This is a genomic window from Brenneria rubrifaciens (genome assembly GCF_005484945.1).
Taxonomy (GTDB): Bacteria; Pseudomonadota; Gammaproteobacteria; order Enterobacterales; family Enterobacteriaceae; genus Brenneria; species Brenneria rubrifaciens.
Map to the genome: position 1 here is coordinate 1,680,197 of NZ_CP034035.1, position 22,562 is coordinate 1,702,758.

At 53.4% G+C, this 22,562-nt stretch carries 21 protein-coding genes; 13 read left to right on the forward strand and 8 right to left on the reverse strand.

Annotated features, from left to right (window positions below; genetic code table 11):
* Positions 1 to 35 precede the first annotated feature (35 nt).
* From EH207_RS07840 to EH207_RS07850, 3 genes are all read left to right on the forward strand, one after another.
* Positions 36 to 2,180, forward strand: a complete 2,145-nt coding sequence (locus EH207_RS07840; RefSeq protein WP_137713476.1) for a TonB-dependent receptor — start codon at positions 36 to 38, stop codon at positions 2,178 to 2,180.
* A 128-nt stretch (positions 2,181 to 2,308) separates the two neighbouring features.
* Complete coding sequence (locus tag EH207_RS07845) at positions 2,309 to 5,329, forward strand: condensation domain-containing protein (RefSeq protein ID WP_137713477.1); 3,021 nt, start codon at positions 2,309 to 2,311, stop codon at positions 5,327 to 5,329.
* 139 nt (positions 5,330 to 5,468) lie between these two features.
* On the forward strand, positions 5,469 to 6,407 hold the full coding sequence (locus EH207_RS07850) for an isochorismatase family protein (protein ID WP_137713478.1): 939 nt from the start codon (positions 5,469 to 5,471) through the stop codon (positions 6,405 to 6,407).
* An 83-nt stretch (positions 6,408 to 6,490) separates the two neighbouring features.
* Here the strand turns inward: EH207_RS07850 and EH207_RS07855 are convergent, their stop codons facing one another.
* Together EH207_RS07855 and EH207_RS07860 are read right to left on the reverse strand one after the other, a co-directional pair.
* A complete protein-coding gene (locus EH207_RS07855) occupies positions 6,491 to 7,327 on the reverse strand; it encodes a siderophore-interacting protein (RefSeq protein WP_137715300.1) in 837 nt (278 codons plus the stop codon).
* A 111-nt stretch (positions 7,328 to 7,438) separates the two neighbouring features.
* Entirely contained in the window at positions 7,439 to 8,812 is a 1,374-nt protein-coding gene (locus EH207_RS07860) for an MATE family efflux transporter (RefSeq protein WP_137713479.1), read from the reverse strand.
* Between the two features lie 301 nt (positions 8,813 to 9,113).
* Here EH207_RS07860 and EH207_RS07865 point away from each other — a divergent pair, with 301 nt between their 5' ends.
* Positions 9,114 to 9,749 carry a riboflavin synthase subunit alpha gene (locus EH207_RS07865; RefSeq protein WP_137713480.1) on the forward strand — a complete coding sequence of 212 codons (636 nt, stop codon included), beginning with the start codon at positions 9,114 to 9,116 and terminating at the stop codon, positions 9,747 to 9,749.
* Positions 9,750 to 9,803: 54 nt separating this feature from the next.
* Here EH207_RS07865 and cfa read toward each other — a convergent pair whose 3' ends face one another.
* Complete coding sequence (cfa, locus tag EH207_RS07870) at positions 9,804 to 10,955, reverse strand: cyclopropane fatty acyl phospholipid synthase (RefSeq protein WP_137713481.1); 1,152 nt, start codon at positions 10,953 to 10,955, stop codon at positions 9,804 to 9,806.
* A 345-nt stretch (positions 10,956 to 11,300) separates the two neighbouring features.
* Complete coding sequence (gene purR, locus EH207_RS07875) at positions 11,301 to 12,332, reverse strand: HTH-type transcriptional repressor PurR (RefSeq protein WP_137713482.1); 1,032 nt, start codon at positions 12,330 to 12,332, stop codon at positions 11,301 to 11,303.
* A 376-nt stretch (positions 12,333 to 12,708) separates the two neighbouring features.
* On the opposite strand from purR, the gene cydH reads away from it, so the two are divergent.
* Together cydH and EH207_RS07885 are read left to right on the forward strand one after the other, a co-directional pair.
* Complete coding sequence (gene cydH / locus EH207_RS07880; protein WP_137713483.1) at positions 12,709 to 12,798, forward strand: cytochrome bd-I oxidase subunit CydH; 90 nt, start codon at positions 12,709 to 12,711, stop codon at positions 12,796 to 12,798.
* Positions 12,799 to 13,104: 306 nt separating this feature from the next.
* A complete protein-coding gene (locus EH207_RS07885; RefSeq protein WP_137713484.1) occupies positions 13,105 to 13,455 on the forward strand; it encodes a Grx4 family monothiol glutaredoxin in 351 nt (116 codons plus the stop codon).
* A 33-nt stretch (positions 13,456 to 13,488) separates the two neighbouring features.
* Here the strand turns inward: EH207_RS07885 and rnt are convergent, their stop codons facing one another.
* Both rnt and gloA read right to left on the reverse strand, forming a co-directional pair.
* Positions 13,489 to 14,160, reverse strand: a complete 672-nt coding sequence (gene rnt / locus EH207_RS07890) for a ribonuclease T (RefSeq protein ID WP_137713485.1) — start codon at positions 14,158 to 14,160, stop codon at positions 13,489 to 13,491.
* Positions 14,161 to 14,315: 155 nt separating this feature from the next.
* Positions 14,316 to 14,723: a lactoylglutathione lyase gene (gloA, locus tag EH207_RS07895; protein WP_137713486.1), complete on the reverse strand. Its 408-nt coding sequence runs from the start codon at positions 14,721 to 14,723 to the stop codon at positions 14,316 to 14,318.
* Between the two features lie 321 nt (positions 14,724 to 15,044).
* Here gloA and EH207_RS07900 point away from each other — a divergent pair, with 321 nt between their 5' ends.
* Complete coding sequence (locus EH207_RS07900) at positions 15,045 to 15,284, forward strand: DUF1289 domain-containing protein (RefSeq protein WP_137713487.1); 240 nt, start codon at positions 15,045 to 15,047, stop codon at positions 15,282 to 15,284.
* Positions 15,285 to 15,453: 169 nt separating this feature from the next.
* On the forward strand, positions 15,454 to 15,891 hold the full coding sequence (gene slyA / locus EH207_RS07905) for a transcriptional regulator SlyA (RefSeq protein WP_137713488.1): 438 nt from the start codon (positions 15,454 to 15,456) through the stop codon (positions 15,889 to 15,891).
* A gap of 133 nt (positions 15,892 to 16,024) precedes the next feature.
* Here slyA and EH207_RS07910 read toward each other — a convergent pair whose 3' ends face one another.
* Positions 16,025 to 16,492, reverse strand: coding sequence for an outer membrane lipoprotein (locus tag EH207_RS07910; protein ID WP_137713489.1), 468 nt, complete (start codon positions 16,490 to 16,492; stop codon positions 16,025 to 16,027).
* Positions 16,493 to 16,837: 345 nt separating this feature from the next.
* Between EH207_RS07910 and anmK the strand changes: the two genes are divergently transcribed.
* The 5 genes from anmK (at position 16,838) to pdxY (ending at position 21,680) form a co-directional block, all read left to right on the forward strand.
* Complete coding sequence (gene anmK, locus EH207_RS07915) at positions 16,838 to 17,950, forward strand: anhydro-N-acetylmuramic acid kinase (RefSeq protein ID WP_137713490.1); 1,113 nt, start codon at positions 16,838 to 16,840, stop codon at positions 17,948 to 17,950.
* 131 nt (positions 17,951 to 18,081) lie between these two features.
* Positions 18,082 to 18,393 (forward strand): MliC family protein, encoded by a 312-nt coding sequence (locus EH207_RS07920; RefSeq protein WP_137713491.1) that lies wholly within the window; start codon positions 18,082 to 18,084, stop codon positions 18,391 to 18,393.
* Between the two features lie 177 nt (positions 18,394 to 18,570).
* Positions 18,571 to 19,254: a pyridoxamine 5'-phosphate oxidase gene (gene pdxH, locus EH207_RS07925; protein WP_137713492.1), complete on the forward strand. Its 684-nt coding sequence runs from the start codon at positions 18,571 to 18,573 to the stop codon at positions 19,252 to 19,254.
* Positions 19,255 to 19,452: 198 nt separating this feature from the next.
* Positions 19,453 to 20,730, forward strand: coding sequence for a tyrosine--tRNA ligase (gene tyrS, locus EH207_RS07930; protein ID WP_137713493.1), 1,278 nt, complete (start codon positions 19,453 to 19,455; stop codon positions 20,728 to 20,730).
* Positions 20,731 to 20,822: 92 nt separating this feature from the next.
* Positions 20,823 to 21,680 carry a pyridoxal kinase PdxY gene (pdxY, locus tag EH207_RS07935; protein WP_137713494.1) on the forward strand — a complete coding sequence of 286 codons (858 nt, stop codon included), beginning with the start codon at positions 20,823 to 20,825 and terminating at the stop codon, positions 21,678 to 21,680.
* A gap of 153 nt (positions 21,681 to 21,833) precedes the next feature.
* Here the strand turns inward: pdxY and gstA are convergent, their stop codons facing one another.
* Positions 21,834 to 22,442, reverse strand: coding sequence for a glutathione transferase GstA (gene gstA / locus EH207_RS07940; RefSeq protein ID WP_137713495.1), 609 nt, complete (start codon positions 22,440 to 22,442; stop codon positions 21,834 to 21,836).
* Between the last annotated feature and the right edge of the window lie 120 nt (positions 22,443 to 22,562).

The following is a 22,562-nucleotide window of genomic DNA, read 5'->3' on the forward strand; positions in this document are numbered from 1 at the left end:
ACAGATTTTGTGCACATTTGCTTAAGGGGGGAGTAATGAGTACGACATACTCGGCTCAACGGCACAGGATACCGGGCGGTGAAAGGGAGTCTGTCGATTACACGCTGTCGTTTCCGTCGCTACTGACTTTGGGCTGCTGGGCGGTGGGATCGGTTGTCCTGCCTTTATCCGTATCCGATGCCAGGGCCGCCGTCGAGGAGGAGAAGGAAGAAACCCGTCAGGATTCATCCTCCGTTTCGCCACAGGAAGCGGACACCATTGTGGTCACTGGCGAAAAAAGGTCACGTTCGATTTTCGATACCGGTTCGAGCGTGGAAGTCTACGACGCCCGCAGACTCGAATCGACGCCGGGCGTCGCCGTCGCGTCGGATCTGCTTAAGATGACGTCGAACGTTGTCGATACTGGCGCCGGCAACGATCTGCCCACCGTGCGCGGCATTGATGGAACCGGCCCGGCGCAGGGGGCGCACGCCTTTTTGAACGGCTCGCGCGCGCGTCTGAATATGGCGGTGGACGGCCGCTCGCTGACCTACAATGAACTCGCCTTCGGTCCCCAGTCGATGTGGGATATCGAACGGGTTGAGGTGTTTCGCGGTCCGCAGAGTTTGCTCCAGGGCCGGAATTCCATCGCCGGCGCGGTGCTGATCACCTCGAAAGACCCGACCTTTCATTGGGAACAGGCGGTGAAGGGCGGCATCGGCAACCGGCACTATTCGCAGACGGCGGCGATGGTTTCCGGCCCCATCGTCGAGGACGAACTGGCGTTTCGCGTCAGCGTCGATCGCCAGCGGCGGCGCAGCACCGCGGATCTGACCGCCTATGCGCCGGTCGGCGATCCCCGCGAGGTGGAGGTAACGACCTCTCGCGCCAAGCTGCTGTACAATCCCGCCAACCTGCCCGAACTGACCACCAAACTCTCCCTTAATCACTACGACACCCGGGCGCCGCAAAACGAGACGACCAGCAGCATCCGGTTCGAAACCATGCGCCCGGTGTTCGAAACCAAATCCACCAGCGGCATTTGGGATATCGCCTGGGAAGCGTCCGATATGGTGCAACTGGAAAACAAACTGCTGTATACGGATTTCGACAATCAGCGTCTGACGTATGACGGCCTGCAATCCGCCAACATTGACGGCAAGGAGTTTCAGCTAGAACCCCTTATACGTTTTGGCGGAAGCGAAGACAGGTTGCGGGCGTTGGCCGGGCTGCGCTACTTCTACGCCAAGCAGGACGAACGGGTCAACTTTAACGCTTATTATGGCGGGGTGAATACGTTCGACGACAAGACCGAAGCTTTTTCGGCTTTCGCCGAGGTCACCTACACGGTGGTCCCGCAGGTCGACGTGACGCTGGGCGGACGCGTTGAGCGCGAGGAGCGGCGGCGCCAGGGCGGAAGCAGCAACGTGGCAATCGACTTCGACGAGGCTTATAACGTATTCCTGCCCAAGTTCGAAACGGTCTGGAAGCCGCAGGACGGACAGACCTACGGCGCCCGGATTGCGCGCGGCTACAACGCGGGCGGCGCCGGCATGACGTTCTACGAACCTTTCGTCAGCTACCGCTACGATGCGGAGTATGTCTGGAACTATGAACTCTTCAGCCGACATCAGCTAAAGGAGAGTAATGTCGAACTGACCACCAATATTTTCTATAACGATTACAAAGATATGCAGCTTCCCGTTGATGTGAGCGCCTCCTCCGTGATCCTCAACGCCGACAAAGTGACGACTTATGGCGCCGAGCTGGGCGCGCGTTGGACGCCGGCCTGGGCGTTCGATCTGTTCGGCTCGGTCGGTCTGTTGAAATCGAAAATTGAAAGCTTCAGCGGCAGCGAACTGGAGGGAAACAAGCTGGCGCGCGCGCCGGGCTATACCGCCAATGTGGGCGCCAGATACCGGTTCGCGCAGGGCTTTGAACTGAGCGGCAACGTTGCGTTTTCCGACGCCTATTACTCCAACAACGACAATAGCCCGCGAGGCCGGATCTCGTCGTACTGGATGACCAATCTCCAACTTGCCTATACCTTCAGCCACGGTCGGGCCGTCCTGTTTGCGCAGAATCTGTTCGACTACGACGACAGCGTTATGTCCTATTACGGCAGTGTCAGAGGCGTGGATTATCTCTCCGAGGTCAAGCCCGACCGGATGATCGGCGCGTCGCTCGAACTGACGTTCTAGTGGGGCCGGGACGAAAGAACAGGGCGGTTTGTTCCGTCTCGCCAGCCGGTATTGTCACAGGCTGGCGAGGGACTCAGGTTTATTGAGACAGCGTACCGGCTCAGCCGGAGGTACAGGAGACGACAGTTGTGGCGGAAAATGTTGACAAGATACGAGCTGACGGTGAAACACGGCGGTCCAATCCGGTGCTGACGGCGCAGACCGGCGGGGAGACCGCCGCAAAGGAAGAGCAACAAACGCACGGACAAACGCTGACCGCATTTGAAGAACAGGCCTGGTTTCGTCATCAGCAGGATCAGGACACGCCCGACCAGTTTGCGCTGGCCTGGCGGCTCAGCCCGCAAATTCGTATCGGCCGGCTGGTCAGCGCATTGGAAGCGGTGCTGAAAAAGGTTCCGGGTCTTAACGTCAGATACCGTTTCGATGCGCAGGGAGAACTGCGAAAATTTACCGTTCGCCCGGCGATACAGCCCGTCGCTTTTGAACCCATCGCCGACGAAGCGCAGGCGATCGCCGTCCTGTTGCGGGAGCAGGGTAAACCCTGTGAACTGCATCTTGAACCGCCGGTTCGTTTTCTGTTGTTCACCGGGGGGCCGTATGGCGTGATTCTGGGCGCGGTGGCGCACGGTATCCTGGAAAAACAGCTGTCCTGGACGCAGATCCTAAGCACGCTGACCGCCATTTACAATGGCGGGACGTTGCCGAACCTTGATCAGATCGTCGAACACGGCGGGCTGACTGAGGGAATAGGGCTGCCGGACGGCAGTCGCCAGATAAATCTGCCCTGGCTGTATCGCAGTGAGTCGAGCGCGGTGCGGGAGATTATCGATTTCGCCAAACCCTGTTACCGACATGTCAGTGGCGGCGCGGCGGCGCGGTATGGCACGACGATCGAGGCAGCGCGTCTGACGCCGTTCATCTCAGCAGAGGGTGGACCGCAAGCTCAGATGAGGGTTCTCGCGGCGCTGTTCGGTTGCTATCTGTCCACCATCAGTGCCGGCGAAGAGGTGGTCGTCAGCCTGCCGGTTGACGGTGAACGCGGGGATGCCGTCTCGGATGACGCAGCGCCGGCTCCCCGACTGCGGCAAGTTGTAGTGCGTAATGACGGCAGACCGCTGAGTGAAATTGCGACGCAGGCGCAGAAAAGTCTGACGCAACGCGGAAACGGTGTTGCGGCATCAGGTTCCCATGTGCTGGTGACCCGGCGGCTGGAACCTTCGGCGTCGCTGCGGTTGGCGGACGTCACTGCTACACGGATACCGTTGCCCCCTGCGCACTGTTCTGTCGATCTCGCGTTGGCCGTCGGCGACGAACCGGGAGAGAGTCTGAGTCTGGATCTGATCACCGGGCCGCAGGTTTCACCCCATATTGGCGGCTTCCTGCTCGAACAGTTTGTTGCCTGGTTGGTCGGGCAGACGGCGGCTCTGCCGGTGGTCGTTGGCGCGCCTGCCCCAACGACAAACGCGCCGCAATCGTCAGACGGCACGCACGAGGCGGAGATGGCCGAAACGATCCTCGCTGAACTCCGGGAGGCGCTGTCATCGCCCCAGATGGGCCTTGATGATGATTTTTTCGATTACGGCGGGCATTCGCTGATCGCCACGCGCGTGATAGGGCGGTTGCTTAGCCTTCACCAGATCGAAATTCATATCAGCGATCTGTTCAGTCATCCTACCGCCCGGGGGCTGGCCGCGCATGCGCGGCGCACCGGCGGGAGAATCGTCGCGCCTCCCGCCGTCACCGCGACGCCGCACAGCGGTGCGGCGTCCGCGCCGTTATCACTGGCGCAGAAATCATTATGGAAAGCCTACGCCGCCTATGATTTCGGCGACATCTTCAATATTCCCTTTGCGTTGCGCTTTCTCGACCCGGTCGATGAAACGGCGTTCCGGCAGGCGCTGCTTGATGTGCTGGAACGGCATACCGGCTTGCGAACGCTGTTTAACGAGAGGGAGGGCGAGGTGCGCCAGCATGTCGTTGCGTTCAGCGATCTGCCGAGCTATCAATGGTTCGGGTATTCGCATCAAAGCGAGGCGAGTGACTGGCGCGAGCGACTGGCAGAGGAAGCCGGATACCGCTTTAATCTCGCTGAAGAACTGCCGCTGCGTATTAAATTTATTCGCGATGGCGCATCAGGGCAGCAGATTCTTTCCATGCTGTTCCATCACATTGTACTGGATGAGTGGTCCGTCAATCTGATGATGGACGAGTTGGCCCAGGCTTACCCGGCACGGGTGGCGAACAGAGCGCCGGTATGGAATAACCAGCCGGCGCCTTTTCATGAGTTTGCCATTGCACAACATGAAGCCGGATTCAACCAGACGCACCTTGACTATTGGGTCGAGAGCCTGCGCGGTGCACGCGGTGGCCAACCGCTGTTCGGGATTGAAACGTCTGCCGGAAACGGCGTGGCGTCATCTTCCAGCGCCGGGGGATGGGTGGAGCTGAAAATAGCGCGTTCGGTCTCGGAGGGGTTATACCGGCTGGCCCATGAGCACAGCGCTTCACTGTTCAATGTGGTGTATGCCGGCATTGCGGCCACGCTCCACGGCCTCGGCGCGCCGGATGATCTGGTCATCGGCACGTCGGCGTCAGGACGGAACGATGCCCGCTTCTTTGACACCATCGGTTATTTCACCACGGTGGTTGCGCATCGTTTGCGCTTCACCGAAGGGATCACCCTGGCCGCGCTTATCGATCAGGTGAAGAACAACATTAACCAGTCTATCCCTCACACCGATATTCCCATTGATTTGATTGAAGAAGCGCTGTCGGAGGAAGAGGCATCGGATCGCAAGCATATGTTTGAAGTCTTTATCCAACTGCATGCAAAAAACAAACTGAACGGCTGTTTTACTTTGCCTGAGGGGGGCCGCGTGGCTTTCCGGCAAGTAGACCCGGAAAAAAACGAATCATTGCTGGGCCTGCATTTTGAGGTGATGGAGGAGGTCATCGACGGCGAAACGTCGATACGCGTACTGATGAGCTACCGAACCGGCCACTATGACGCCGGGCGGGTCGATTTGATCGCCAGTACGCTCACCGCGACGTTTGGGCGGCTGGCGGAACCGCAGGCGGGTGTTCTGCCGCTCGCGGCGCTCGTCTCGCCGCCGCAGGCGGTGAACCACGGCGGCGAGGCGGCATCATGACCGAATCATCGCCGCCGGCTGGGAGCATCGGGGCGGACTTTGTTCCGCCGATGTACCCGGACCAAATTACCGGATCGCTTAACCAGGGCTGCGTCAGCACGCTCTGAGACGAGTCAACCTTAACTGACAGGAGGAAAGAATGAGCATCCCTAAATTGAAAAGCTATGATTTGCCGGTTCAGGCGGCGCTACCGGTCAACAAAGTCAACTGGCCGCTGGCAACGTCCCGTGCCGCGCTGTTGATTCATGACATGCAGCATTATTTCCTTAATTTCTGGGAACAGGACACGCCGCTGGTTAAGCGGGTGGTGGAGAATATTGCCCGTCTGAAAAAGGCCTGCCGTCAACAGGGCATACCGGTGTTCTATACCGCCCAGCCCGAAAATCAGAACGATGAGGAGCGTGCCCTGCTGAACGATATTTGGGGGGCGGGATTAACGCATTGCGCCGGCCAGCAGGGGATTGTCGATGCGCTGGCGCCGGAAAAGGAGGACATCGTGTTAACCAAGTGGCGCTACAGCGCGTTTCAGCGCTCCGATTTAGAGTTAATGCTGAAAAACAGCGGGCGCAATCAATTGATAATCTGTGGCGTTTATGCGCACATCGGTTGCCTGACAACCGCTCTGGACGCGTTTATGCGTGATATCAAACCCTGTATGGTGGCCGATGCGCTGGCGGATTTCAGTTATGAGCAGCATATGATGGCCCTGTGCCACACGGCCAATTGCTGCGGTCAGGTGGCAACCACCGGCGGGCTGGTGGACGCGCTGAATAGCGAGACGCCGGGTTGGGATAACGCGCGTCTGCGCGAGGTGCTGTTGCCGCTGCTTGATGAAGACTGCGGCGAGATTGGCGACGATGAAAACCTGCTCGAATACGGTCTGGACTCGGTGCGCATCATGTCGCTGATCACCCGCTTGCATCAGGAGGGGTATGCGGTCGATTTTATCTCCCTGATGAAAAATCCTACTTTTAACGGCTGGCAGTCGTTGCTGGATCAATGTCAGGGTCGCGTGGGTATGAGCGGCGGAATTAATGTCAGCAGCCGGGCGGGATGCGGCAGCGGAGCAGATAATTGACGGCGGTGTCGGCGCGTGATGGCGGGGTTATTCATCTGCGGAGCGCATGACACGCGCCGGTGTACCGGCGCGCGGCGATTCGCCTAGTCCTGGCTGTCCATAATTTCATGGCGCAGATCGTGATAACGCTCTTCGTCATAGCCGTGGCGCCAGTAAGGAATGGCGTAGATTCGCTGACGATCGTAGCCTTTGTCCCGGCGAATATAGCGACGCAGCGATTTGACTATCTGATCTTCGCCGGCGATCCAGAAAGTGACTTCCCGCTCGGGTAACGCCCATGAGGTAAACGTGTTTACCAGCCTGTCCGTCTGGGAAATGTCTCCTGTCAGCCAGATGACCTCCACACCGGCCGGTTTGATCAGATCTTGCTTATCGCTCTCATCGTCGACACGAATAATGACTTTGCCCTGCGCATCGGGGGCCATTTTCTCCAGCAGTGCCGCTATCGCCGGTAACGAGGTGGGGTCGCCGGCCATAAAATAGTGTTTTGCTTCCGGCAACATCGGATCGGGGCCGCCAGGATTGGAGATTCCTATCCAGTCTCCGGGTTGGGCATGCCGGGCAAAATTCAACGCCGGCCCTTCCGCGCCGTCATGGAGGGCAAACTCAATATCAAGCTCCCGCTGACCTAGTCGGATAGCCCGTACCGAGTAGGTTCGGATAAACGGCGGCACCTCATTTTCCTGCCATTGCGGTCCCTGGGGCGTCAACGTGGGTAAAGCCGGTTTTAACTGCCCCTTACATGGTAACAGGATTTTCAGGTGCCAGCCTTCACAGTCCGGCGGGTAGTTATGCAGGTTTTCACCGCTGAATGTGATACGCCGAAGACCGGGCGTTATGTCGCGAAAATCTTTAACCTGGATCAACTGCGGGGGGGCTGGGCGGTAAGTGGTTTTGGGGGCGTCGTTGGTTGCAGACATCATTTTTCTCCCAAGGTAAAGGTTATTTTTTATCCGCCCAGCGTATCAGTTATGGCTTTAAATGTTAATTGTTATCATTATCATGCAGAGGGGCTGATTTTTACTCGCCCCCTAGCGCGCCGCCCTTGCCAGAATCTGTGAGACGGGTTGCCGCTGAAGCCAGCGAATGCGAGTCGCGATCATGATCGCGGCGGCGGTTAATCCAATAATAAAACCACACCAGAAACCCGCGGGCCCCATGCGGGGAACGACATGATCAGTTAACGCCAGCACATAGCCGCTCGGCAGCCCCAGAATCCAATAGGCGGTAAACGTAATATAAAAGATTGACCGGGTATCTTTATATCCGCGCAGCACGCCGGTGCCGATAACCTGTACGGCATCGGAGATTTGATAGACTGCGGCCAGCAACATCAGGTACGACGCCATCGCCACTACGTCAGGATTCTGATTGTAGAGCTGGGCAATGGGTTCGCGTAACAGTGTGGTGAAGACCGCTGTGCAGGATGCCATGACAATCCCCGTCATCAATCCGGTATGTGCCGCGATACGGGCAAGTTCGGCGGAACCTTCGCCCAGTCGGTGGCCGACGCGAATTGTTGTGGCAACGCCAACCGACATGGGTAAGACGAACATCAGCGAGCTAAAATTCAACGCGATCTGGTGTCCCGCGACCTCCACAACCCCCAGAGGCAGCACCAACAGCGCAACCACAGCGAACAGGGTGACTTCAAAGAGCAGCGCCAACGCAATGGGCAAACCGAGCGAGAACAGGCGTTTCAGCACACGCCAGTCCGGTCTGAAGCGTGATTGTTGCCGCCTGATATCGCGTAACCAGGCGGCTCGGCGGGTGTAAATCACCATCATCAGTAGCATAAGCCAATAGACCGACGCCGTGGCAACTCCGCAGCCAATGCCGCCCAATTCGGGCAGGCCGAATTTACCGTGGATAAGCACGTAATTAATGGGGATGTTGATCAAAAGCCCGATAAAACCCATGACCATACCCGGTTTGGTTTTTGACAAACCTTCGCATTGGCAACGTAAAACCTGATAGAACAGGTAGCCGGGCACCCCCCATAGCAGCGCGCGCAGGTAGCCAACCGCTTTTTCCGCCAGCGCTGGCGAACCGTCATTCATCAGATTGATGGCGTAACCCCCCTGGTACAGCATCAGCATGATGAACACGGAGAGAACCAGCGCCAGAAAGAAAGATTGTTGAACCTGATGCGCGATGCGTTCACGGCGGCCGGAACCATTCAACTGCGCGACAACCGGCGTCAAAGCCAGCAATAATCCATGACCGAAAAGAATGGCCGGTAGCCAGATAGAGGTGCCAATGGCGACGGCAGCCATATCGGTGGCGCTGTAGGCGCCGGCCATAATGGTATCAACCACACCCATTGAGGTTTGTGATACTTGCGCAATAATGACAGGAACTGCGAGCGCCAATAACTTACGCGCTTCGGACAGATACTTCTGCACAAACACCTTCCTTGAATTGACGAACCGGATAGCGGGATAATCGAACGTGGATAAATGCAATGCCGTCTCTGTGAGAGGCGAGGCTGATATTGTAACGACTTGCCGGAACTAAACCAGCATGCCGGAGATTAAATTCACTGAAAATTTAACAGTGATTAACATATTTACTCACTTTAGCCATGCGGTTTGGTTTTCCACTTAATCTGGGGCACACTGCATGACAGCCATTGATATGAGTCAATTAGGGTATATCGCTCAATACCCGTTTTATTTACATCCTTTTTCAAGAGGCAAGCGCCGTATGTTTACTGGTATTGTTCAAGGCACCGCGCCGGTGGTGTCCATTGATGAAAAATCAAATTTTCGTACGCATGTGCTTAAACTTCCACCCGAACTGCTGCCGGGGTTGGTCCCAGGGGCGTCAGTGGCGCACAACGGCTGCTGTCTGACGGTGACATCGCTAGCGGGCGACTGCGTCAGCTTCGATTTGATGAAAGAAACATTGCGGTTGACCAACCTTGGCGAAGTGAAGGCAGGCGATCGCGTCAATGTCGAACGGGCGGCAAAAATAGGTGATGAGATCGGCGGACATGTTATGTCCGGGCATATTATCTGTACGGCGGAGGTGGTGAAAATTCTGGTATCGGAAAATAATCACCAGATCTGGTTTCGCCTGGCCGACGAGTCGCTGATGAAGTATGTGCTGCACAAAGGTTTTATCGGTATTGACGGGATCAGCCTGACGATTGGCGAGGTCACCCGCAGCCGTTTTTGTGTGCATTTGATCCCGGAAACGCTTAACCGTACCACGCTGGGGCAGAAGCGGCTGGGACATCGCGTGAATATTGAAATCGACCCGCAAACTCAGGCGGTGGTGGATACCGTAGAGCGCGTGTTAGCCAGCCAACAGACGCCCGTGTCCGCCAGCGAAGCGTAACGGTATTTCACCAGCCGTTGGGAGGGGCTTTCCGGCGGCTTTCAGCAGACAGGACTAGCGCGGAACGCGTAATCCCCCTTCAACGCCATTTGAACTGAAAAGTATCTGCCAGAGCTGGAGATTCCGTGCCCGGAAAGCGCCTGCGCAGGCATTCAGATAGTAACCGAACATACGGCGGAAACGTGCGGAATAACGTGAGGCAAGATAAGGCCAGCTTTGCTGGAAGCGCTCATGCCACGCCATCAATGTGCGGTCGTAATCGGCGCCGAAATTATGCCAGTCTTCCATTACCAAGTAGGACTCGCTGGCCTGTGCAATATGACGCACGGAAGGAAGACAGCCATTGGGGAAAATATATTTGTCCGTCCAGGGATCGAGCTGCGAGTTGGTTTGATTCGCGCCGATGGTGTGCAGCAGAAACAGACCGTCAGGCTTGAGATTCTGACTGACGACGCGAAAATAGGCGTCATAATTGCGCGGACCGACATGTTCAAACATCCCGACAGACACGACGCGATCAAACTCATGGGTGAGGTCGCGGTAATCCTGTAGCAGAATGGTGACGTCCAGATCTTTGCAGCGCTGCTGAGCCAACTTTTGCTGTTCGCGGGAAATTGTCACGCCGCAAACGGATACGCCATAACGACGGGCGGCAAATTCCGCCAATCCACCCCAGCCACAACCGATATCCAGCAGCGTCATTCCAGGTCTGAGCTGGAGTTTTTCGCAGATCATTTGCAGTTTGTCTTCCTGTGCCTGCTCCAGCGTTGCCGCTTTTTTCCAGTAAGCGCAGGAATACTGCATGTAGGGATCGAGCATCAGTGAAAACAGATCGTTGCCCAAATCATAGTGCTCTTCACCAACAATCCACGCGCGTCTCCTGGATTGCAGGTTCATCAAACGAGATGCGGCGATGTGTAAGATGTCTCTCAGGTGGCGGGGCAGTTTTTTATCAAGTTTGGCGAGCAGCACGCGATGGAAAAACATATCCAACTGGTCGCACTCCCACCAGCCATCCATATAGCTTTCACCCAGCCCTAATGAGCCTTCGCGCAACACGCGTTTAAAGAATTCTGGATTTTTCACTGTGATATCAAATGGACGCGAACCATTGATTTTGATATCCGCCATACTCAGCATTTCATGCACTATGTGGAACCAGGATGCGTTATGGCTATCCAGTTCCTCTATATATGATGAACTCATAACCTCTCCCTACCTTGGGGTCGATAACGCGCCGCAAGGAAAACATAGACAATATTCACCCACGTTTGATACCAGTGGTAAATACTTATCGCCTATTCTCTGAATCGTCAGAGAAAAATGAAGAAGAAAAGCCGGTACGCAGCTACGTAGGGGCACTCATCATTGAGATAAATTCCGCAGCATCCGTTTGCGCGCAAAATTAAGGATAGTTGAAGAAAGCAAAATGCAGTTTTTGTAAAAATCGTATTCAGTTTATGACTGCTTCAGCCTGGGGACAAGTATAAATTGGCTGAAGCAGTGTCACGGAAAGGACGGCGGATGCCTGAGAGAAGACATTATCCGATATCAGGCGTGATGAGGGCGATCGCAGAAAGGGCCATCAACCACGGAACGGCGCTCAATCAGCGTCGGGTGGACTTCGATAACCTGTGCGTCCTCCCGTTTGCTGGTGATACGGTCGAGCAGCATTGAGAATGCGGATTGTCCCAGACGCTCTTTAGGCTGGTGGATCGTGGTCAGCGCCGGCGTGAAAAAGCGGGCATGGCGAACATTATCGTAGCCAATGACCGAGATATCCTGCGGGACACGCAACCCCAACTCGTCCGCCGCGCAGATCGCGCCCATCGCCATGATGTCGCCACCGCAGAAAACGGCGGTTGGGCGATGCTTCCGCGCCAGAATCTGATGCATTGCTTTATAGCCGGATTCCGGCTCGAAATCGCCCTGAACGATCCACGCGTCACGCACAGGAATATCCGCGTCTTTCAGTGCCTTCAAAAACCCCAGATAGCGGCCGCTGCCGGTGTTACGCTCCTGACTGCCGGGAATGGCGCCGATGTCCCGGTGGCCGCGTTGGATGAGGTAACGGCCTGCCATATAGCCGCCTTCAAAGGCATTATCAATGACGGTATCGGTAAAATCACTGTGCGCCTGTCCCCAATCCATGACCACCATCGGAATACTGCGATAGTCTTTCAACATGGTGAGTAATGCGGGAGGATACTCCGCACACATTACCAGCAGGCCGTCCACGCGCTTTTGGGCCAACATGGAAAGATAGGCGCGCTGTTTGTCGAGGTTGTTGTGTGAATTACACAGAATTAGCGTATAACCTTTGGCATAGCAGCTGTTTTCCACCGATTCGATAATCTCGGCAAAATAGGGCGCTTCACTTGACGTTGCCAACAGCCCGATGGACTTGGTGTGATTGACTTTTAGACTGCGGGCGACAGCGCTGGGTGAATAATGTAACTCTTTAATCGCCGCACTCACGGCTGCCCTGGTTTCTTCGGCGACGAAACGTGTTTTATTAATCACGTGCGATACGGTGGTGGTGGAAACGCCCGCTCGTTTTGCCACATCTTTGATCGTTGCCATCTAAAAATGACTCCTGACTTACCTGTTACCGTCGTAGGTAGTGTTAATCGTTTGCCTGCGTGTGAAGTTCTTCTTCCCGGCGAAAAAACCGGATTCAGTAGAGAGTGCCGAATATTATACCTGAGGGGAACAAGGTTGACGTTTCGACCAGGACGCAGCGCTACCCTGAGCCGCGGATTTTGTCCGATTTGCCACGAAAGGGGAAGCAGTAATTTATACTATTAGTGCGGCATAGGAACGAGATTTTTCATTCAACTTATGGAAGAATCGGCAGAGTTATCGGGTTGTGGTTTTAAACTATCGTTTGATGTTGAATCCCCAATCAAGGACACGCCTTTCTTCTCATCATTTGCCGTCATAGATAAAGGAGAGACTTATGGATACAGATCTTAAATTGTCATTACTGACAACCGTTGCTGCGCTCGCCATGATCATGGTATTCAGCTTTATCGCCGTATTGAACTGATTGGCGCTTACCTGCTCACTTGTTTCGCCGGTGCGTCTGTTTAAACGCGTTTTGGCGACTCAAAGCGTGTCTGAGTACAGACAGGGAGAAGGGGGGCGAGAGATAAATTCTTAGAACGTGACCTTTATTTTGTCTCTGTATTAAGTGGCAAAAAACAAAGCCACACAAAAAATGGCGTTTTTTTGTCGCTACGGCCCTCGGTACAATATAATTGAATAGATCGCGCTGTAATGGCTCATCTGACAGAGGCCCGTGGTTAATGCATCTGATGTTAGCCATCTTATTAAGGTTTGAGGAAGCAAGAGAATGACGACAACGACAATTGAAAAGATTCAGCGTCAGATCGCTGAAAACCCGATTCTGCTGTATATGAAAGGTTCTCCTAAATTGCCGAGTTGCGGCTTCTCTGCACAGGCAGTACAGGCGTTGTCAGCATGTGGCGAACGTTTTGCCTATGTCGATATCTTACAGAATCCAGATATTCGCGCCGAATTGCCCAAATACGCCAACTGGCCGACTTTCCCACAGTTGTGGGTGGATGGGGAACTGGTCGGCGGCTGTGACATAGTGATAGAAATGTATCAGCGTGGCGAATTACAGCAACTGATTAAAGAAACGGCTGAGAAACACAAGTCTCAGCCGGAAGATCGGGAATAAAACCAACGGGTGCATCGTGCACCCGTTTTTTGCCTAGCTTGCTTTAGACTCTGCTTCTGAGGCATTCTCATCAACGACTACAGGCCATCCCCCCAGACGTTTCCAGCGATTCACCAGCTCACAAAACAGCAACGCGGTTTGATGAGTATCATAGAGCGCCGAGTGCGCTTGGCTTGAGTCAAACTCGATACCGGCGGTAATACAGGCTTTGGCCAACACCGTCTGCCCCAACACCAACCCGCTTAATGCGGCCGTATCGAAGGTGGCGAAAGGGTGGAATGGGTTGCGCTTCAGGCTACAACGCTCGGCCGCCGCCATCATAAAACTATGATCGAATGTTGCATTGTGCGCGACGATTATCGCCCGGTTGCAACCCTGATCTTTTATCCCTTTGCGCACCACTTTGAAAATTTCATGCAAGGCGTCATATTCTCTGACCGCGCCGCGTAAGGGGTTGCTGGGATCAATGCCATTGAATGCCAGCGCAGCAGGTTCCAGAATGGCGCCTTCAAAGGGCTCGACATGGAAATGTAATGTTTCATCCGGCTGCAACCACCCATCCGTGTCCATTTTTAATGTTACTGCAGCAACTTCCAGCAAGGCGTCGGTTTTGGCATTGAACCCAGCGGTTTCGACGTCAACCACTACCGGGTAAAACCCACGGAAACGGCTACTCAGGGCGTTCAGGTCATTTTTATCAGCCATTATTCTCTTAATCTTTAGCAAAATGCAGCGGGCATTATGGCAAATTTTGGCGGGAGATGCAGTACACCCTGTTTATTCGACGCGACGGCGCTCGTCGCAGCGGTAAAGGGCGAAGAGGAAGAAAAGCAGGTGCCGTTTTGACACCCGCCGTCCTATTAGCGGCCAATACCCTGGCCGACGTGTGAATCCTCGATCAATTCGATTTTATAGCCATCAGGATCTTCAACAAAGGCAATAATCGTGGTGCCGCCTTTGACCGGGCCCGCTTCACGAGTAACATTGCCACCGGCCTGCCGGATGCGCTCGCAGGTTGCTGCCACATCATCGACACCCAGTGCGATATGGCCGAAGGCGTTCCCCTGATCGTATTGCTGAACGCCCCAGTTGTAGGTTAATTCAATGACCGCGCTTTCACTCTCCTCGGCATAACCGACAAAGGCCAGCGTATATTTATATTCGGTGTTTTCGCTGGTACGCAGCAGACGCATACCTAATACATGGGTATAAAAGTCGATAGCGCGTTGTAAATCACCAACACGCAGCATGGTGTGAAGTAAGCGCATAATTTCCTCGATTGACTACTGTGATTACTATTGGGTAATGAGCACAAATAGAAAAGAAGTATAGCGTTGCTGGTCAGTTGAGTCCAAACCCTCGATCGCAAAGAGAAGTGACGATAAACATGTCGTTAAGTGAATTATGTGTTAAAACATTCGCTGGCAGGCGCGTAGGCGGCGTCTATCAGTTGGTAAACATTGACGCCGAAGCAGGAAAAACGTTCGAGATAACAATGACTACGTGATTATTTTCATCGTTACTGATTGCCGGGGCTTGCCAGCAGAAGCGAACGAGGCTTCAATAAAAGAGTTGTAGAAGGAGGTTAAGTGCCAGAGCAACTTGAACTCTTTGCTATCCCAAACCCTTGTCTTGGCGTTTGTCAGTCTGATGATCGTGGATATTGTCGCGGATGTTTTCGCAGCCGCAATGAGCGTTTTGACTGGGGGCGGATGAGTGATGTGCAAAAACAGGAAGTGTTGCGCCTGTGTCGGCAGAGAATCAAACGTCTACAGCGTACAGAAAAAATTGTATTACCAGTGGAACCGCCGCAGCCGTCTTTATTCTAAATGCTGGGGTGTCGCTGAATAAAATAAGCCTAAAATCATTTTTAAAAGACTTTTATTTGGTAGAATCCATTCAGCTACTATAATAAAAAGTCGTTTTTCTATTTTTCATAAATCAGAGTTGATTGCAATCCAGGGATATAACCTAGCAAGCTAATTATAAGGAGAAGTGATGGAATTGCCATTAGGATCTGATTTAGCTCGTCTGGTGCGCGTTTGGCGTGCATTAGTCGATCACCGATTAAAACCCCTGGAACTGACTCAAACGCATTGGGTGACGCTGCATAGCATTTATCACTTGCCGCCGGGTCAGTCACAGATTCAACTGGCCAAAGCGATAGGGATTGAGCAGCCTTCATTAGTAAGGACACTGGATCAACTTGAAGAAAAAGGCTTAATTACCCGGCATGTGTGCCCACACGACAGGCGCGCCAAGCGTATCATGCTGACCGAAGCCGCGGACCCGATAATTCGAGCGGTCAATGATGTAATTAGCCATACACGGAATGAAGTTTTATTTGGCATTACACCTGAACAGGTTGATGAATTAGCGCTGCTAATCGCACGACTGGAACAAAATATATTGGCATTGCATGAAAGCCAGACTTAGTTAAATCTGAGATGAAAGGATGGTTAGGCGAAAATTAAATCCCGGCAATACCACAAATCTATTATTGATAGGTTAATTACGGGACTTGATTATTGATGGCAATCACCACTTTGAGCGTGATTGCCATTAAGTATTAGCGAGGAGAAACAGTAATGTTACGGCCATTGCTTGCCATGGCTACACGCTGGCCTGCGCTGAATTTCGTGTCACCCTGTTTTTGAACGACCATAATGGTGCTGCCGTCATCCTTGCGAATTTCCAGCTCGACACCCTGAGTACGGTTTATAGCGCCCGTCGCACTTTGACCTGCTACACCGCCTGCCACCGCACCCGCGGCGGTAGCCAGACTTCGACCGGAACCTCCGCCGATGGTGTTACCCAGAAATCCACCTAGAACGGCGCCGCCAAGTGCGCCAATGACGTTGGAATCTTCACCGGCCTGAATTTGTACCGGACGCATTGAGACAATAGTACCGTACGTGACTGTCTGCACTTGTTTGGCTTCAGAGGCGCTGTAGACATCTCCTGAAAGCGTACTGGTATTAGCGCAACCAGCCAGTGTGATACCAGACAAGGTAACCACAAGCAAACGCTTCATCATATTAAAGACTCCTGTAATGGCAACAATGTCGGGAAGGCGCAACCTTACCCGACAAGTAATGTTATGCCTTTGAATTATGGTCTGGCTTAACGTCCCATTCCACTCTTTTTACGCTTTTTTGCAGAGTAAGAGGGTACGCCTTAACAGTAAGTAAACAGCGCGAAAATTTTGTTTAAGCGGTTTTTTGTAGCAAAAATTATCAATTTTTGATTTTTAAACAAAAATGTAACAGGTGTGGCAAAAACATAAAAAATTTCATAATCCAGCTTGTTAAAATGCTATTTTTGTCACAGTCAAATTTCCCGTCGCTATTGTGCTTTGCCCCGCAGGGGAAAAGGTTATGAAATGAGATCAGGCAGATACATCGGTGTGATGTCAGGAACCAGCCTCGATGGTGTTGACGTTGTACTGGCGGCAATAGATGAACACACCGTTGCGCAGCAAGCCAGCTATCGTCATCCGTTACCGCAGGATATCAAAAAAGCCATTTTGGACATGTGTCAGGGGCAAAAGGTAACGCTCTCTGCGTTGGGGCAGTTGGATACCCGTCTGGGGGTGCTCTTCGCTCAGGCGGTGCTGGCCCTGCTCAAAAAAACGGAGCTTGCCCCACAGGATATTACCGCTATTGGTTGTCATGGGCAGACCGTCTGGCATGAACCGAATGGCGAAGCGCCCTGTACGTTGCAGATCGGCGATAATAATCGAGTCGCCGCGTTGACTGGAATTACTACCGTGGGGGATTTTCGCCGCCGCGATTTGGCCTTTGGCGGGCAGGGGGCGCCATTGGTGCCCGCGTTCCATCACGCGTTGCTGCTTCACCCGGTTGAACGCCGTATTGTGCTGAATATCGGGGGTATCGCGAACATGTCGTTGCTGGTGCCGGGAGCCGTCGTTCGGGGCTATGACACCGGGCCGGGTAATATGCTGCTGGACGCCTGGGTCTGGCGTCATTGTGCCCAGCCTTATGATAAAGACGCGCAGTGGGCTATGACAGGGCAGGTTAATTCGTTGCTGCTGCGTCATTTGATGGCCGATCCCTATTTTGCACGGCGCGCACCGAAGAGCACCGGGCGCGAATACTTTAATATGGGTTGGCTGGAGCGAAAACTGGCCGGTTTGCCACCGATATCACCGCAGGACGTTCAGGCCACGTTAACTGAACTGACCGCCGCGAGCGTGGCGGATCAAGTGTTGTTGATCGGCGGTTGCGAGCGCCTGCTGGTGTGCGGAGGCGGTGCCAGAAACCCGCTGATCATGTCCAGGCTGTCTGCGCTGTTACCGGGTATTGAAGTCAGCGCCACCGATGAGTTTGGCGTCAGCAGCGATGATATGGAAGCATTGGCTTTCGCGTGGCTGGCTTCACGAACGCTGTCCGGGCTGCCCGGCAATTTGCCCTCGGTTACCGGCGCCAGTCAGGAAACGCTGCTTGGCGCGATTTATCCGGTGGTGGTGGATTAACCGGATTTAACTAAGATTCATTTGATCGCCTATTGTTAAAATGGTGTTATGGAATGGGGTGTTACCGCGCGGTATCCATTTTGATAACACCAAAAATTTTTACTTACACCAATGACAATAGGAGATAAATAATGAAACGCGTGCTGATGGGGACAGCGCTGGTTCTGTTAAGCGGATGTGGCTACTTCACTCCTGAACAGACGGTTGAAACGTTTCACTATCAGTGTGGCACCATGCCGCTGACGGTCACGATGCAGACTGGAGAAAAGTCGTCATCACAGGTAAGTTTCCTGCTGGATGGCGATCGACATCATTTACCTCAGGTCATATCCGCTTCGGGGACAAGATACAGCGACGGGACCTATACTTTCTGGAGTAAAGGCAATCATGCCTTTATTCAACGTGGCGAGCGCGTCATTGTTGATGACTGTATATTGAACTAACGTTCCATCGTCATCGTGTTTCTGCTATGCAGGTTTCACTCTTGGCATTGAACACGGTGGCGCGAACGTTGCTTCCGGCACCGGACGAGCGCGTTGCTGATTGAGATTTTTTGGTCGCGGGCGCAAAATGAGATTTACAACCCGCTTCTGAATCCGATATTGCTACAGCAGGACACAATGACACAGGACAGCATACCTTCCGGCAACACACCTCTTGTCCAGGACGCCGATATCGCCAACTTGCGCCGTGAATATACGCGTGGCGGGTTGCGTCGGCGCGATCTGACCGATAACCCAATGGACTTATTCGAGCGCTGGCTGAAACAGGCTTGTGATGCAAAGCTGGCAGATCCAACGGCCATGTCGGTTGCTACCGTTGACGAGCAGGGGCAACCTTACCAGCGCATCGTGTTATTAAAACATTACGATGAAAAAGGCCTGGTGTTTTACACCAACCTCGGCAGTCGCAAAGCGCGGCATCTTGCGCACAATCCCCGGATCAGTCTGCTCTTTCCCTGGCATATGTTGGAGCGGCAGGTGGTGGTATTAGGACGTGCTGAGAAGCTGTCGCCGTTGGACGTACTCAAATATTTCCACAGCCGTCCCAAAGACAGTCAGATTGGCGCCTGGGTTTCCCGACAGTCCAGCCGCATTTCGACACGCGGCGTGCTGGAGAGCAAATTCTTTGAGCTCAAACAGAAATTCCAAAACGGTGAAGTTCCGCTGCCCAGCTTCTGGGGGGGCTTTCGCGTTACGATAGAGTCAATGGAGTTCTGGCAGGGGGGCGAACACCGTCTGCATGACCGGTTTCTCTATCAGCGGCTGGGCGACGGCTGGCAGGTCGATCGTTTAGCGCCATGATCTTTAAATATCCTCGTTAAACTCTGGCGCTCCTGTCGTGGGCGCTTTATCCTATGCTGTTTCGCGCCATCTGGTTATTTGGGCCGACATGGGCGATTAACCTGATGTTTAAGCTCAGGATTTTTAACGAGGCGATCGTGCCGATATCAATAAGCGTGGCATATCACACTATATTTTGCATAAAAAATGGAGTTATCGATGGCGAGTAGTAACCTGATTAAACAACTGCAAGAGCGGGGCTTGATTGCCCAGGTGACGGATGAGGACGCGTTGGCGGAGCGACTGGCGGAAGGGCCGATCGCACTGTATTGCGGTTTCGATCCCACTGCTGACAGCTTGCATTTGGGGCATCTGGTGCCGCTGCTCTGCCTGAAACGTTTCCAGTTGGCGGGTCACAAACCCGTTGCGTTGGTAGGGGGAGCGACCGGTCTGATTGGCGACCCAAGCTTCAAAGCGACAGAACGTAAGCTGAACACGGCGGACACCGTCAATGAATGGGTTGAGAAAATCCGCCAGCAGGTTTCCCCGTTCCTGGATTTTGACTGCGGTGAAAACAGCGCGATCGCCGCCAACAACTATGACTGGTTCGGTAATATGAACGTGCTCGATTTCCTGCGCGATATCGGTAAGCATTTTTCGGTTAATCAGATGATTAACAAAGAGGCCGTCAAACAGCGTCTGAACCGTGACGATGTGGGGATCTCATTTACCGAATTCTCTTACAACCTGCTTCAAAGCTACGACTTCGCCAGCCTTAACAAACAGTATCAGGTTGAGCTGCAAATCGGCGGCTCCGATCAATGGGGCAATATTACGTCGGGTATTGATTTGACTCGCCGCATGAATCAGAAACAGGTTTACGGCATGACCGTGCCGCTGATCACCAAATCCGACGGTACTAAGTTCGGCAAAACGGAAGGCGGCGCCATCTGGCTGGATGCCAGCAAAACCAGCCCTTACAAATTCTACCAATTCTGGATTAACACCGCCGACGCGGATGTTTACCGTTTCCTGAAATTCTTTACCTTCATGAGTCTTGAAGCGATCAATGCGTTGGAAGAAGAAGACAGGAATAGCGGTAAAGCGCCACGCGCGCAGCATGTGCTGGCCGAAGAGGTGACCCGGATGGTGCACGGTGAAACCGGATTGGCTGCCGCACGCCGCATCACGCAAAGCCTCTTCTCGGGTTCGCTTCAGGCTATGACGCAGGATGATTTCGCGCAGTTGGCGCAGGATGGTATGCCGATTATTGAACTGACGCGTGATGCCGATTTGCAACAGGCGTTGGTCAGCGCGGAACTGGTGCCGTCGCGCGGTCAGGCTCGCACGATGATTTCGTCGAATGCCGTCACGATTAACGGGGAAAAACAGGCTAATCCCGAATATATTTTCAGTGAGTCCGATCGTTTATTTGACCGCTACACGCTGCTGCGTCGAGGCAAAAAACATTACTGTCTGATCTGCTGGAATACATAAGAAAAACCATTAAGGGAGCGGCAGTTCCCTTTCTTCTTATTCGCCTGTGATCAACGCGTTATTTGCGCAGGCAAAAAGTTGAGCCATATCTAATGAAAAACATACTTTCTATACAATCACACGTGGTTTTTGGACATGCGGGGAATAGCGCCGCCGAGTTTCCGATGCGTCGGATGGGGGCAAACGTTTGGCCGTTGAACACGGTGCAATTTTCCAACCATACGCAATATGGGCACTGGACAGGTTGTGTCATGCCCGCCAGCCACTTAACGGAGATCGTTCAAGGGATTGCTGATATCGATCGCCTGAAAAACTGTGATGCAGTGCTGAGTGGTTATATTGGTTCAGCGGAGCAGGGCGAGCATATTTTAGATATTGTGCGTCAGGTGAAGTCGGTTAATCCCAATGCGCTGTACTTCTGCGATCCGGTGATGGGCACGCCCGAAAAGGGGTGTATCGTCGCGCCGGGGGTGTCGGAATTCCATTGCCGCCGGTCGTTGCAAGCCGCTGACATGATTGCCCCGAATCTGCCTGAACTGGAGTTACTCGGCGGTCATGGCGTGCGTAATGTCGAAGAGGCGGTCGAAACGGCGCGTGCGCTGTGCAAACAAGGCCCTGGGATTGTGTTGGTTAAACACCTCAGTCGCGCCGCTTACCGTAATGACAGTTTTGAAATGCTGCTGGTCACGCCTGATGACGCCTGGCATATCAGCCGTCCTCTGGTGGCGTTTGAACGTCAACCGGTTGGCGTGGGGGATCTGACCAGCGGATTATTGCTGGTGAATTTGCTGAAAGGCGTCGCGTTGGATAAAGCGCTGGAACATACTACCGCCGCGGTGTATGAAGTGATGCTCATGACGAAAGAAATGGATGAGTACGAATTGCAATTGGTGGCCGCTCAGGATGGCATTGCCAATCCTCGTCACCATTTCCAGGCGGTGCGTTTATAACGACCTTGCCTCATGGATGAGGTCGGCAGAATGTCGTCGTCGGGTGTTTTAGGTTAAAGCGTTGCTCCCCGCGCCATCGCGGAGATGCCGTGATGAATAAGCCTTCCCGTTATCTTTTGCCCGCATGCAGACCCCAACAACCCTTGACGCCATTTAGCCTTTTAGCCGCTCGATTTTAAGCGACATGACCACAGACGGGCGTTCGGCAATATGGTCGAGGTAGGTGGCCAGAGCGGGGTAACGGAACATATCCAGTTTCAAGGTTTGTGCCCAGCGCATCACGGTGAACAAATAGGCGTCCGCAACGCTAAATCGGTTGGCGACCAGATAATTCTGTTCGCTTAATACCAGATTGATATAGCGGAATTGTACCTGCAAATATTCAATTAGCCGTTCTTTGCAGGTTTCGGGCGTGCCGCGGCGGAAGATAGGGGCGAAGCTTTTGTGTAACTCACTGGCGATATAGTTCAGCCATTCAAGGGTGTGGTAGCGCGCCATACTGCCTGTTGGGGCAATCAGATTACAGTGCGGTACACGATCCGCCACGTATTGGGCGATGGCGACGCCTTCGGTCAGTACGGTGCCATCATCAAGCTGCAAGGCCGGTATCAGACCTTTGGGATTGATCGACAGATAATCAATGCCACGTTCGGTTTTTTTAGTGCGTAAATCCACTTTTTCAAGTTTGAACTCTAATTTAGACTCCAGCAGGACAATATGGGTAAAAAGGGAACTGCTTTCAGGTTTGTAAAATAGCCTCATGAAAACCCCTTAATATTATTATTTTTTTAACAAAAGTCAGTGGAATTGTCGTTAGATAACCAACGCCTGTTGTTTTACTACAAACATCAGTACCTGATTGTGAAGCATCCTGCAAAATAG

Bases quoted from the DNA above. Each gene is read 5' to 3' on its own strand.
- EH207_RS07920 (WP_137713491.1), top strand. From the start codon at position 18,082: ATGAAACGCGTGCTGATGGGGACAGCGCTGGTTCTGTTAAGCGGATGT.
- EH207_RS07850 (WP_137713478.1), top strand. From the start codon at position 5,469: ATGAGCATCCCTAAATTGAAAAGCTATGATTTGCCGGTTCAGGCGGCG.
- cydH (WP_137713483.1), top strand. From the start codon at position 12,709: ATGGATACAGATCTTAAATTGTCATTACTGACAACCGTTGCTGCGCTC.
- rnt (WP_137713485.1), bottom strand. From the start codon at position 14,160: ATGGCTGATAAAAATGACCTGAACGCCCTGAGTAGCCGTTTCCGTGGG.
- slyA (WP_137713488.1), top strand. From the start codon at position 15,454: ATGGAATTGCCATTAGGATCTGATTTAGCTCGTCTGGTGCGCGTTTGG.
- gloA (WP_137713486.1), bottom strand. From the start codon at position 14,723: ATGCGCTTACTTCACACCATGCTGCGTGTTGGTGATTTACAACGCGCT.
- purR (WP_137713482.1), bottom strand. From the start codon at position 12,332: ATGGCAACGATCAAAGATGTGGCAAAACGAGCGGGCGTTTCCACCACC.
- tyrS (WP_137713493.1), top strand. From the start codon at position 19,453: ATGGCGAGTAGTAACCTGATTAAACAACTGCAAGAGCGGGGCTTGATT.
- EH207_RS07910 (WP_137713489.1), bottom strand. From the start codon at position 16,492: ATGATGAAGCGTTTGCTTGTGGTTACCTTGTCTGGTATCACACTGGCT.
- pdxH (WP_137713492.1), top strand. From the start codon at position 18,571: ATGACACAGGACAGCATACCTTCCGGCAACACACCTCTTGTCCAGGAC.
- gstA (WP_137713495.1), bottom strand. From the start codon at position 22,442: ATGAGGCTATTTTACAAACCTGAAAGCAGTTCCCTTTTTACCCATATT.
- EH207_RS07855 (WP_137715300.1), bottom strand. From the start codon at position 7,327: ATGTCTGCAACCAACGACGCCCCCAAAACCACTTACCGCCCAGCCCCC.
- anmK (WP_137713490.1), top strand. From the start codon at position 16,838: ATGAGATCAGGCAGATACATCGGTGTGATGTCAGGAACCAGCCTCGAT.
- cfa (WP_137713481.1), bottom strand. From the start codon at position 10,955: ATGAGTTCATCATATATAGAGGAACTGGATAGCCATAACGCATCCTGG.
- pdxY (WP_137713494.1), top strand. From the start codon at position 20,823: ATGAAAAACATACTTTCTATACAATCACACGTGGTTTTTGGACATGCG.
- EH207_RS07885 (WP_137713484.1), top strand. From the start codon at position 13,105: ATGACGACAACGACAATTGAAAAGATTCAGCGTCAGATCGCTGAAAAC.
- EH207_RS07865 (WP_137713480.1), top strand. From the start codon at position 9,114: ATGTTTACTGGTATTGTTCAAGGCACCGCGCCGGTGGTGTCCATTGAT.
- EH207_RS07840 (WP_137713476.1), top strand. From the start codon at position 36: ATGAGTACGACATACTCGGCTCAACGGCACAGGATACCGGGCGGTGAA.